Annotated in this window: 6 protein-coding genes; all 6 read right to left on the bottom strand. The window is 66.0% G+C overall.

The window, feature by feature from the left end; all coding sequences use genetic code 11:
- Positions 1–38: 38 nt before the first annotated feature.
- Genes JRI60_RS33460 through JRI60_RS33485 form a run of 6 tightly spaced genes read right to left on the bottom strand, consistent with a single transcriptional unit; the run spans position 39 to position 13,011 of the window.
- A complete protein-coding gene (locus JRI60_RS33460) occupies positions 39–4,175 on the bottom strand; it encodes a hypothetical protein (protein WP_204219988.1) in 4,137 nt (1,378 codons plus the stop codon).
- Positions 4,172–6,856 (bottom strand): DNA methyltransferase, encoded by a 2,685-nt coding sequence (locus JRI60_RS33465; RefSeq protein WP_204219989.1) that lies wholly within the window; start codon positions 6,854–6,856, stop codon positions 4,172–4,174. Before JRI60_RS33465 ends, JRI60_RS33460 begins: the two co-directional genes overlap by 4 nt.
- 10 nt (positions 6,857–6,866) lie before the next feature.
- Positions 6,867–7,451, bottom strand: a complete 585-nt coding sequence (locus JRI60_RS33470; protein ID WP_204219990.1) for a hypothetical protein — start codon at positions 7,449–7,451, stop codon at positions 6,867–6,869.
- A gap of 6 nt (positions 7,452–7,457) precedes the next feature.
- The gene (locus tag JRI60_RS33475; protein ID WP_204219991.1) at positions 7,458–8,375 is read right to left on the bottom strand and encodes a hypothetical protein; all 918 of its coding nucleotides are present in this window, start codon (positions 8,373–8,375) and stop codon (positions 7,458–7,460) included.
- Positions 8,372–10,378 (bottom strand): BREX system Lon protease-like protein BrxL, encoded by a 2,007-nt coding sequence (brxL, locus tag JRI60_RS33480; protein ID WP_204219992.1) that lies wholly within the window; start codon positions 10,376–10,378, stop codon positions 8,372–8,374. The genes JRI60_RS33475 and brxL overlap by 4 nt, the downstream gene beginning before the upstream one ends.
- Positions 10,378–13,011, bottom strand: coding sequence for a PglZ domain-containing protein (locus JRI60_RS33485; protein WP_204219993.1), 2,634 nt, complete (start codon positions 13,009–13,011; stop codon positions 10,378–10,380). Before JRI60_RS33485 ends, brxL begins: the two co-directional genes overlap by 1 nt.
- Between the last annotated feature and the right edge of the window lie 3 nt (positions 13,012–13,014).

The raw sequence follows: 13,014 nt of genomic DNA on the forward strand, positions 1-13,014 counted from the left end.
CGTCCCAGCCTCGAAAGGAGGAGTAGGCCGCGTGGGACCTACTCCTTTTCGATCTTCAAGTAGTAGCCGTCCTCCCACTGCTTGGTGAGGTATTCGCGGAACTCGTCGACGACGGTGTCGATGTCCGACGCCTCCCAGAGGAACGCGCTCCGCGGCTCGAAGTCCCCGATGCGCACGCTCTTGGGACGACGGTCGCCAACGACGGCCGCCAGCAGCTTCGCCAGCGTCTTGAGCTCGGAGCCCGGCATCGTCAGCAGTGCGTCCGTCAGCTCTTCATCGCTCTGGGCCTCCAGGACCTCGGAGAGCGACTTCGGGCCATCCTCGACGGCTTGGAGGAGCGCATGGACCCTGGGTGAGCGCAGGAAGGATGCGAACCCGCGAAGAGCGACCCTGGGAGTGTCGAGCAGCCGCGTCAACGCCTCCCGCCGGAGGTCACACTCCCTGGAGAGCCGCCGGAACGTCAACACCTCGTTGTCCACGACATCCAGCACGCTACCCGTGGCACGGGCGTCCTGCTCCGCGGCATCGCGATCCTCTGGGCGCCGACGAAGGGCACGCGGTGCTTCGCCGCTCTCCTGGCGCACCTTCTCCAGGATCCGGCCGGCCTCCTGGAACCCGCTGAACTCGCCAAGGACGCGCAACTCCGCGCTGCCCTCGATCTTCCTGCGCGCCTCCTCCACGTCCGCCTGGAGCGAGTCCAGCGACATCAGCGCATCGAGATAGGCGGGGACATAGACCTCCTCGAGCCGACGGAACCGGGGCTCGAGTCGCGTCTTGACCGTATCGGGATTCACGACGAGCTCGGCGACCTTCTTCAACTCGTCCAGAACGTCCGCCTGCGCGCGCTCGATCTGCTTCGGCACTCCCGACGTCGGGAGTTGCGCACGCGCCAGCCGTGCCGCGCGAAGGAGGATCAACCGCGTGGTCTCGAAGGAGTCGCGCAGCTCGACGAACCGGCGGCGATTCTCGCGGAACGTCGTCAGGTGCTCCGACGTCAGGGCGGATGGCTCGCCTGCCCCGGAGACCACGAGGACGGCGCGGCACAGCGACTGGAAGACCTCTTCGAGCTCGACTGGCGCGGAGCGGATCTCCTCCGCGAACTGAAGCCAGTAGATCAGCAGGTCATCAAAGGGGTTCTGCTGCTCGGGGCCCAGCGTGCCGAACAGATCGCGGAGCGCATCCATGACGTTGTTCACGTCGGCATCACGGACCCAGTGCTGATTCCGCAGCACCGCGAGCGCGTCGTCGGCGACCGCCTTGTCGTACTTCGGACCCAGCGACCCATCGGACCGCTGCAGGAGGACCTCGAGGTACGGGCAGAACACCTGCCAGTCCGGCAGCGCCTTCGGCAGCTCGATGCGATTGAGATTCCGGAAGTGCTCCGGCTTGAAATCAATCTCACCAATCGTGGCGCGATCGATCCACCCACCCTTCTTGTCACTGATGCGAATCTGCCCCTGCTGGGCCAGACACAGCAGGTAGATGTCCACCATGCGGCGCGTGAGGCCTGGCGACTCATTGCCGTCCTTGGCGTCGTACCCGGTGAACCAGTTGTAGACGGTCCGGATCTCCAGACCCGCGCCTCCCCGCTCCTCGACGCGCTTGCGGATCTCACCGAAGAAGACCGAGCCCGTTGGATCCAGTCGCCTCGGGTTGTCCGTGCGGACGAGCCCCAGCGGTCCCGCGAAGTTCTCGACGGCGCTCCACAGCTGATCGCCTTCGCTCACGGCCTGGCCGCGCTTCACGAGGCCGTTCACGAGCTTGACGGCTCCCAGCGCATCGAACTTGCGGTTGCCGAAATCGAGCACGCGCGATCGGTAACAGGTGTCCATGGCCTTCTGGGCCATCGACTCGATGGCGCCGCGAACACCTCTCACCATGGAGACATCCAGGGAGGTGCGTCCGGTCCGAGCCGCTCCGCGGACGTACATCGCCTGCAGGAGGGTATGCGCCCGGGTCGCCTCGCGTCGGAACTCCCGCCGGCCGTCCTTCTCGAACGCGGAGTTCTTGTGCTCCTCCGCGACGAGGAGATGGGCCAGGACCGCCGCGAAGGTGGACTTCTCCTCGGGGCTCGGCTCCGCGGGAGCCCAGACCACCAGTCGAGGATCCACCTGCGCGTCCGCCTTGAGGAACTTCTCCACATCCTTGTCCGACATCGGACGTCGCGCGAGCACGACGAGGAAGTCATCCTCGTTACCGTGGGTGTCGATCTCCGGTGGCCGGGCGTTCTGGCGCAGAAGGTCCGCGGCGGTGACGCGTCCAGAGCGCTCCTGCCCGTGCCAGGTCGTCTTCACCTGGAGCTGGCGCCAGTCCTCTTCCGGCACGAACTCGGAGAATGGTGATGGAGCATCAGGGTCCGCCGACACCATCAAGCGGTCCATGTACTGCCAGAAGAGCATCGGGTCGCTCTTCAGCCGGTCCGTGGCTTGAGACACGAGGTCGTCGTACTGACCCGTCTCCTTGGGAACGAACTCGTAACGCCCCTCGCGGAGCCGGACCTGATTGCGCAGCTTGCCGCGCATCTCCTCGAGGATCGTCTCGTAGTGCCCGAGTTGCGCCTCGAGCTCATCCTCGTTCGGCTTGAGATCACAGACGGTATCGAGGATCTGCTCCTTGGTGAGCCCCTGGACGCCCGCGAGGTGGTACAGGAACAACGTATTCAGGATGCGTTCCGCCCGGCTCCGGTTCTGGGGCCGTGCGAGCTGACCATCGGTGATGCGCTTGAGCGTGGCCTGTGCCGCGTCGAGCGCGGCGACCTCGCCGCGGAACTTGCTGCGGATGCTGATCGCCCCCGACGACGAGGTGGAGGGGGTCTCGTTGTACGACATCAGGTCGTCGAAGACCTTCCAGAGGGGGACGAGATCCTTGTCGCCCGTTTCGACGGCCCGCTTGAGGGCGCGGTGGAGGAAGCTGATGGTCGACCGCGTACCGGTCAGCCGAGTGGAAATCGCCCGGATGACCTGGATGGCGTCAGGGGGGAACGGGAAGGCCGACTCGAACTCTTCCTTCGGTGTGTCCTTCACCCAGGGAACGAGGTTCTTGTAGCCGCTGTAGTAGACGGCCACGGCGCCCGGGTCGCTGATGGTTCGCGTGCGCTGAACCACGATGTCCCGGAAGCGCTCGGCCTTGTGCTCGAGGAGCTCCTCACGGAGCCGATCGGGTCCGATGATCTTCTTCGGGTTCGTGTGCTCCGACTGGGCGGCGACGAGAGTCCAGATGGGGAGTGCTCGCGCCTTCGCCAGCGTGCTCGAGAGCGTGAGGAGACAATCCTCGTCGTCCGAGGTGAACTGGGAGCGGCGCAGGTATTCGGACATCTCGTCGATGGCAACGAAGACACCGTGGTACCCGGCCTCCAGGATGTCCTGCACCGCGCGCGCGAGCCGCTCGCCTCGCTCGGTGGGGATGCGCGGCATCAGGTTCTTGTGACGGTAGAACGCAGTGAGGACCCGCCCTGAGTCGCGCTGGCTCTGAGGGTCCTGAAGAGCCTTCACGAGCTCGTCGTACTCATACTGGGGCAGCCCGCGCATGAGCCGCTTGTCCGCGAGGAACACCCGCAGGTCGTCGCGGAACGCCTTCTGGTGTTCCTTCAAGAAGAGGCGGGCGAGATGCTCCTCGGGGTAGACGGCGAGCGGCTTCCCCTCGCGCAAGCCGAACGTGGCCTGCGCCTCCTCGAGCACGAAGTCCTCGAGCTTCTTCTCGTGCGAGCCACCGCACCCCTCGAGGGAGAACACGATGGGGAAGATCTTCTTGCCCTCGAGCTTCTTCCGCCACAGCGCGTCGAGACGTGCGCCCGGGCCCGCCCTGTTCTCCTCCTTCTCGCGCTGCTTCACCCGATCCCAGGCCGGAGAGCCACCAATGGCGAGAACGGCCGTGGCCGCCATCAGGTGCGACTTACCGACGCCGAACTCCGCCTGGACCCAGAAGCCCTGACCTTCACCCTCGGCGACCTTCTCGAGGATGCGGTTCAAGTAGGCACGAACGGGATCGAGGAAGAACTCGTCGAGCGTCTCCAGACGCACCTTGTTGTTCTTCCGCGATTCAGTGCGCTCGGCGTCGCTCTCTCCCGCCCAGACGTGCTGGGTCAGCGAGTAGACGCTCTGGACGCGCTCGGGAACCTTGACGATGTCCTTGAGCGGAGGCCGGCTCGCGAAGCTGTTGAGTTTCATCTGGCTCATTCGTCGGTCCCTTCGTCGTCGCCCGCCGCGTCGTCCTCTCCGGCGTCCTCCGCGACCTTGCCGCTGCGACGGCGACACTGCGCGTAGTAGTCCTCGGCATCATACCGCTCGTCCTCGGAGAGCTGACCGAGCTGGTCGATGAGGCCACCCTTCTCGTAGATCGCCACGCCCTCCTCCACCAGACCGAAGGAGGCGCAGTGCTTGAGCCAGGCCACGAGCGTCTTCGCGTCCGGCAGGCGCTCCTTGGGCAGCTCCCCTTCCCCCTGGAGGAAGGCCGTGTACTGCCGGATGCGGCGGCCCAGGCCCGTCTGCCGTGCCTTCCGCAAGCTCTGCGCCTCGGCGGCGTCGGGAGTCCGGTGCAACCACTTGTCGCCATCCTTGAAGCGCACGAGGTACTCATCGAGGAAGTCGACCAGGTTGCGGCGCGGCGTCTTTCCCGCCGCTCGCGCCTTCAACCACCGGGTCAGGTAGAAGAACAGGCAGTCGTAGAACTCGACGCCCTTGAGCCTGCCGCCGAGCTCGAACTTCCCCGCCTGCTTCTTGTCCTGGATGAGCGTGTCTTGAATCCAGCGCTGCACCTGGGTCTCATCGCAGTCGTCCCCCGCGAGGTCTGGCCTTCGCAGCACGACCTCCGCCGCGAGGCTCGAGCGGACCCCCATCATCCGGAGGCGCGCGAACTGGACGAGCGCTTCACCGGCCTTCTCCTCGTTCTTGATGTCGTTCTCGGAGAGGCTCTCGAACTGCTCTTTCAGGAACCAGCGTCCCGACTCGGACCGTACGGCGATCTCGGACAGAAGGTCGTCGAAGCGGTGCTCGGCCATCTGCCCGCGTGACAGCAGGCGCCTGGCCACGACGTCCCAGAGTCGGTCACGCGTCTGCCCTCCTCGTGTCCCGAGCTCGCCGAGCAATATCTCCCGGACACGATCAGAGACCGACGCCTCGCTGGCGGCCTGGGGCTGGTTCTCCCCTTCCGCACCAGCCTTGCGGCAGTTGAGCACCAGATCCGACTTGACGACCACCTCGGCGGTATTCGCGTTCTGTGACTTGGATCGAGGCTCCAGTGTCGTGACGCTCTCGATGACGAAGCCGACATCCAGCAGGACATCCTGAAGGGCGGTCCACGTGGAAGGATCGGTGTCGTGATAGCAGACGGAGACACAGCGGCGCGGCTTCAGCACGCGATGGATCTCCGAGAACACGACGCGTATCGCGGAGAGCCAGGCATCGAATGACTTGCCACGGCTCTCGTTCTCCACGATCTCATCGACGAGCCAGTCCGCCTTGACGCCGAGCATCGCCTCCCAGAAGAGGTTCAACTCCCCGTACTGCATCTTGAAGGTATAGGGCGGGTCCGTGAAGACGTAGTCCACCGAGGACGAAGGGACGCGGCGGAGCCCTTGCGCGGCGGGCTCGTTCGAGATGAGCGCGTGGCCGGGGGAACTCGGGGCCATCGCCGCCTTGTGCTCGAAGTGCCCCAATATCTGACTCTTCGCTTGTGACAGGTACTTCGTCGGACGGGCCTCCATCCGGAGGGGAGCGATGTAGTAGGTCCCCTTGTTGACCCGCCCGACACCATCGGCGTTGCACCCCATCAGCATGGAGCACTTGTGGACGATCCACGTCAGGAACAGACGCGGATCCACGTGGGCTTCGCGTGGCGCTTCGAGGAGCGAGGAGAGCGCGGCGCGATTCCTGGCCGTGAAGAAGTCCCCCACGGTCTCGATCCCGAAGTTCCACAGGGCGTCCCGCTGGTACCGAAGACCCTTGGGGAAGGCCATCTTGAAGGCGGGATGTGCCTTCCTGGCGTCCCGGGCCGCCGTGGCGACCCGCACGTCTTCGCGGACCGCGGCCAGGGCCTTGGGGTCGTCATCGAGCACCGTGCGAAGCGCGGCCTTCGGCCTGCACCCTCCGAGGCACGAGACCTTCGTGCCCACGGGAACCGCGGGAAACTTCTTGGAGCGGGTGGAGACCGCGAAGTCGCGGTTCGGCTTTCCACCGTTGTCCGCGAGGCACCCCGGGCAGACACGCGCCTTCTTCAGCGCGCCATCCGCCTGGGGGACGGGCTTCTCGGGACACGAATAGATGGGGACGATCTTCGCGCACTGCGGGCACTGGTACTGATCGCTCCAGAGCACGTATTCGATCAGTGCGTCACCACCGCACCGATGGCATCGGGTCTGGAACTCGGCGTCGGCACGATCCCCGCGTCCTTCACCCAGCAGCAGGTCCAGAGACTGCTTCGCCGCACCCGGTGGCGGCAGGAGCGTGTAGTGATACGCCAGGAAGCAGGCCGCGGGAGACACGTCGAACAGGAGCGCATTGCGTCCAGAGACGACCGCCGCACATCCCGTCGTTCCCGACCCGCACATCGGGTCCAGGACGAGGTCCCCTTCTTGCGTGTAGTGCTTGATGTACTCGGCGATGGCCGAAGGGTCCTTCTTCGACCAGTAGGTGTGCATCGTGTACAGCTTGTTGTGCTTGTGGGTCTCGATGTCCTTTTCGAACGCGGAGGACGCGTACGGAGCGTCGCTCCCGGTCCGGTGGGCCTGGACGAAGGCCTCCACCTCGGGATGAGGGCCAACGGTCGAGGCCGAGGGGACGGACGTCGATGCTCCGCTCTCGTCCGAGAGCAGGTGCATCTGAGAAGACTCGACCTTGCGAGTGCTGCTGCGCCTTGCCATGACAGTTTCCCTAATCCGCGAGCTCGAAGACCCAGCCCGAGTTCTTGAACACCAGCGCCTCGGGGAATTCCCTACGAGACTCGGCGTCCTCGTCGAAGATCCACAGCCGCCCATCCCGCATCCTGCCCGGGACGAGCAGGCAGACGCGCTTGCCGTTGATCGCCACCTGGCGAGCGAGCGAGATGTCGTTGCCGCCCAGGTCATAAGCGTACAGCAGTTCGAAGTCGGCCACGAACAAGCCCACGGTACCGGCGGCCTCGATCCGGCTCGTCATGAGGTCCCGAAAGGTGGAGGACAGGAGCCCCTTGAGCTGCTCATCGCGACGCTGATCGGCGAGGCGCCCGGCCTGCGCATAGGTGCCACGAGCCTTCAGGTGGCCGAGGAGGTCGTGGCTCAGGGAGAGATACTCGACCGCGCCAAGCTTGTTGAAGCTGCCCTTGGCGACCTCCTTCTTGAGGCGCTCGGAGAAGCGTCGCAGCGACGCCTGGCTGCCGAACACGCAATACACATGGCGGTCGTGGGCTGGCGCGGCGAAGAGCGCGGCCAGCTCACGGAGCACATCGGACGGAGGTAGCTTGCGAACGTCGTTGGACATGTGGCGTCACTTGTCCTGGGGAAGCAATGGGAGTTGTACCGGCTCCGCCCTGCCCTTGCGCTTGCTCTTCCGAGGAGCGCCCGCCGCGGGCTTTCGCTTCTTCACGGGCTTCGGAGGCACGGGGTCTTTCCTGGCCTCGGGCTCGGGGGTTGGAGATGGCGGCGGGGACGAAGGTTCGCCGAAGAGCCTGCCAAGCCGTACCTCGGCGGAGTCGGCGAGCGTGAACTGGTGGTACTGGTCGAGCTCGGAGATCTTGCTCACGTGGCCGGCGCGCCGCGCGGCCTCCAGCATTCCGGGAAGGCACGGGCGCGGCCAGAGCATCGCGCGGAGGAGGGGCTGTCCGGCGAGCTGCTCGACACGAACCATCGCGCGCTCGGGATAGAGGCGAGCGAGGACGTAGAAGAACGCCTCGGGGGAAGGCTCGGACCAGACCGGGATGTACACGGCGGGTTTCGGTGACGAGATCTTCCGGCACCTTCGAAAGGTCGCCACGGCGGCCGTGGCCACCCGGTCCGAGTCGCGGCCCCCAAGGCGTCGCTCGAGGAAGGCCAGGAGCGAGTCCCGGGAGCTGCCTTCCGGCGGCAGCTCCGCCAGCCACAGAGAGGCGATCTCTTGAAGGACGGGGCTGGCTTGCAGCATCTCGAAGTAGAGGATCTCGCGCCCTGTGCGGGAGTCGCCGTAGCGCGCGAGCGCCCGCGCGAGGGCCAGGTTCATCTGCCCGTCCTGGGAGAAGCGCTGGGAGATGTACTCGGCGAAGCGCTGTCGCGTCTGGACGCTCGACTGCGGGAGCTGCGCGATCAGGTATGCGCGGAAGGCGCTGGACGTCGGGTGCTCGACCGCCGCGGGGAGATACCGGAGGCTCTCCTCGACCAGCGGGTTGTTGAAGTACGTCCGCCGCGCGCGTTGGGAGAGCGCCCTGCTCAAACGAGAACCTCCTTCAGCGCTTCTTCCGCCTTCTCGACGAACACCAACTGCACGCCGCGGCAGACGTCGGCGGGGAGCTCGCGCACCTCCCGCTCGTTCTCCTTGGGGAGGATCACGACGCGGGCGCCCGCATCCCGGGCCGCCGCGATCTTGGGTGCCACTCCGCCGATCCCCAGGATGTTCCCGTGGAGGGTGATCTCACCGGTCATGGCGACGTCGTTTCGCACCTTGCGATGGGTCAGTGCGGACACGATTCCCACGGCGAACGCGAGGCCAGCGGAGGGACCCTCCTTGGCGATCGCTCCCTGGAGCGCGAGCACCGAGAGGTCGTAGCCCCCCTTGAGCTCGCTCACGATCTGAAGGGACTTGCGCCGGTGGGACACGTACTCGTACGCGGCCTTCACGGACTCCTTCATGGACTTGCCCATCGACCCGAGGCGGTGAAGCGCACCATTTCCCTTCTGCGCGACGACCTCGATCACCTGCAGGCTGCCGGCACCGTCTCCCCCCACGGCCAGCCCCACGACGACTCCGACCTGCGGCTCGCTGGGAATGCGGAGCGACCTGCGCCGGGCGCGCTCGGGCGGCTCCACCAGCGTGCGCTTTCCCGCGATCTCGAACTCCATCGTGTACTTGGGGTACTCGCCCGGAGCGAGCACCGAGAGCTGGTCCTTGACGCGCTGACGGGCCTCGACGGCGAAGGCCACGTACTCGGCCAGCTCCTCATCGGTGGCGCGCCCGTCCGGGTGCAGCAGCTTCATGAGTCCGCGCACGACCTTGTGGATGGCCTCGACGTCCCGTCCCTTCGCATTGCGAAGCACATAGCGGGTACTGGGATCGGTCGGGAGCAGCGAGCCACGAAGCAGATGGAGGAGCTCGGCGAAGTAGTCCAGGGTGAACCCGTAGCCCTCCGCGAAGCTCTTGTCCGTCAGCTTCGGCATCTCCCAGCCCGGCAGGAACCCGTGAATGCGCTCGAACAGCGCCGTGTCGACCAGCTCCTCCGGCAGGGGCTCGAAGAGATGGTCGTACTTCTCGTGGGGCTGGTTGCCGAGAACATCGAGGTTGCCGATGAAGACGATCGACGCCTCGCCCTTCACCTGGAAGCGGCCGAGGCTGAAGTTGCCGTACTCCATGTAGTCCTTGAAGATGGAGACGGTGGCGGTCGGATCCTTGAACTCCGTGTTGGCGATTTCGTCGAAGACGAGCGTGTCGAACTGAGCGACGAGCCCCGGCTTGCCGGTGCCGCCGTGGACGAACAGCGCCGCTGGCGTCGCTCGTCCTCCGGAGAGCATGTACGAGTAGTACGAGAGGTTCTTGTACCCGTAGCTCTTGCCGGTCTCCCTCGGGCCCAGCTCGATCAGATGGACCATCCGCTCCGCCATCGGCACGAGGCGCAGGATGGTGAGCAGCTGCTGTCGGAACGACAGCACCTCGGGGTTGAGGCCAATGGTGTTCACGAGCAGGGCGAGCCACTCGTCCCGCGTGAACTGGGAGCGCTTCTCGAGGAACTCGCTGATGTCGATCCGGCCGTGCTGGAACGGGGTGAAGTCGGAGAGCAGCAGGGGGGTGATCTTGCCCTTCCAGACCTGCGCCTCGTCGTACGTCAGCTCGGCGATTCCCCACATTCCGCCCATGAGGCGCGGGTACTTGTTGACCAGTCCCTCATCGACATGGACGTGCCGCTCGTTCAACGCGGCGAGCTGCGCCCAGTACTTGTCCTCGCTCGTCTCCAGTCGAACCTCGACCCGGGCGATCAGATCCAGGCTGCGCTTCTGCTTCAGCTCGTGGAGGATCCGGGGAGCATCGGCCGGTGAGGCGTAGTTCTCGGCGAGCTTGCGGCGAACACGACCGAGCTCGGCCTCGAAGTCATCCCCAGGGCAGAACTGGTTGATCAGGTACTCGAGAACATACCGGGGGAACTCCTTCAGGTCGGCGAGGCGCGTCCGTCGCTTCTCGACGACCAGCCGGCCGAACACCTCGGGTATCTTCGTCTCCCGCCCCATCACGTATCTCCAAAGAGCCTGGCGAGCTTCGCCCTGGCCACATCGACCTTGGCCCTGGCGGGCGCGACATCGACTTCGATGCTCGTCTCACCGACCTTGTCACCCGCGAGGAGCGCCGTGAGTTGAAGCGTGTGCTTGCCTGGCGCACCCGGCACATACCGGAGCTTCACGGTCTGGGGCGTCGTCGTGACCCCCGTGACGACGGTGGATTCCACCGCGGGTTGAGCCGCGGCAAGCGACACGGGGGACGACAGGATCCCATCGGCCGAGACACTGAGCTCGATGACCGACGCGACTCCGACCTCGAACGCCCCCGCCGCGTGGGCGACGAGGCGTACCTGCGCCTTGGCCGTGCGGTGTTTCAGCCTGATGAGCGGTACCACGACCTCGAACAGGCTGATGCCACCGTGCCGGTAATTCGCGCTCGGGCGGAACCTGCGGGACGCATCCGAGCCATCGCGCAGCGCGTGGCCTGGACGCGGGAAGACGAACCAGCCGGGGCTGCCGTGCCGGAGGTCACGCGCCGGAATCTGGAAGACCCTGGCCGCGTCATGTCCCTCGACACGCGACGTGACGTACGCGGAGCGATAGCCCACATCGTCCGCGTCCCGCAGATTCACCGGAGCTCCGCGTTGCTGCAGGATATGACCGTGGTCCGCCGTGATGAACACCATCGCCTCGGGGCCGATGTCCGCGAGCAACGCGCGGATCTCCCGAATCAGATGGCGCTGCCCCTCTTGCAGCGTGTGGGGATCCCAATCGACCTCGTGAGACAGGGCGTCGGGAAAGTCGAAGACCGCCGCGTGGACGGACTGGTCGCGAGTCCGCACGCCAAAGCGCATTCCGGGGCGGCGGCGAGGAAGTTCCTCGAAGGTGATGGCGGACCCATGCACGGTGGAGAGCAGCTGTGCGAAGAGCTCCGACTCACTCCCCGACGACGGCGTCGACGCGGGAGGCAAGCCCGCGAAGAAGGAGCGCCGCGACACGTGCGTCTCGGAGGGCAGTAGCGCGAAGCCGAACGACTCCTCGACCTCGTAGTCCCGTTCGAGCGCGGGGCGCAGCAGCTCACGCCAGATGTCCACCCGCATGCTGTCGACGACGAGGACGACCGCCTTGCGCATCCCCCCGCCGCTCGTTCGACGCCGAGGAGCGATGAACTTCTCGTAGAAGAGGTCCGTCGTGAGCACCTCGGATGGAACGATCTCCGCGTACCGCGCCTCGAGCAGCTTGCCGAACGCGAGGTCGAGCTCGTCACGCAGTCGCCCGGCGAGCGCCATCGTGTCACGACACGCACGCTGCTCCTTCGACCAACGCGCCTCGAAGCCCGTCACGCTCCGCCATTGGTGCCGCGCGGGACCTTCGATGAAGTAGATCAGGCTCTCGAGACGGCCGACGATCCGATCGACCCGATGAAATCCCCGGTCGATGAAGATCTGGATCAACTGCCTCGCGGTCTGGTTCTTCAGCGGAGACAGCCGGAGTCCCTCGATCACCCCCTTGGTGGCATGGATGATCGTCTCGAGCTCCTTCTTGAGGTGCAGGAACTCCGGCACGAGCTGATCGAGCCGGAAGTCCTCGCCGCCGGATTCGTGCACGGATTCTGGCGCCTGCACCTCGAACGGGACCAGTGAGCGCAGCTTCCGGGAGAGGCGCTCGCGCTGGGCAAACGTCCTGGCCTTCTCCGGCGAGCCGAGGTCCAAGGTGTCGCGGATGTGGCGCAGGAACTCATCGCCGCAGGCCTGCTCGAAACGCGGAACCTCGCTCTCGGAGAACCAGGAGGGGGCGTCGACGCTCGGAAGCACGTCGCAGTCCCGGTATGACCCGAGCGCGGGGGAGAGGAAGGGCAGCTGCTTCCCGGGCTCCTCGAAGTGCTGGCGCAGCAGGAGCAGTGAGACCAGCGCCAGGCGGGCCGTCTCCGCGTGCTCACCGAAGAGGTCTCCGAGCGGACGCGGCAGCGAGCGGAGATGCCGCCGGACGATCTCCTGCTCGGCCGGGTTGAAGAGTTCCTCGACGGCCTGCCATCCGTCCTGCGAATGGAACGCGAGCTCCAGGGCAATCACCGGGCTCGTGATGTCGAACAGGTCCACACCGAGCACGGCGCTCGCACCGACGACGACGAGATCGCTGTCGGTGAGGGCACGCCCCATGCGGCGGAACGTCTCGTACGCCTTGACGAGCGCGGCCGGCCGCTCCCGGGCGAGCTTCTCATACGGGTAGATGTTGACCTGAACGGGCCAGTCCTCGAAGCCCGTCATCGACATGAGGAACTCACGGATGTTCGGCCGGAAGAACGCATCGGCCGCGACGCACGGTTTCCAGTCGGGAGCGGGAAGTGGCCTCAGGTCCGAGGGCTTCGCGTCCTTCGGCAACAGGTGCGGATCACGGATCGTATAGGACTGATCCACGATGACGGCCTTGGCCGCGCGTGCGTCTCCCCCCAGGCCGTCCAGGGCCTCGCGGAGACGGAAGGCGTTGTCGACGCACACCACCCGGCGGCCCGTCGGCTCGAGCACCTTGCGCAATTCGCCGAGCTCGGACTCCTCGAGCATCTGGTACGGATCCTCGACCCACACCAGCTTGTGGTGTCGGGCGAGCGCTTCGGTACGATCCCTGGCCCACTGTGACGGACGCATCTT

The sequence above is a fragment of the Archangium violaceum genome, from assembly GCF_016887565.1.
Lineage (GTDB): Bacteria > Myxococcota > Myxococcia > Myxococcales > Myxococcaceae > Archangium > Archangium violaceum_B.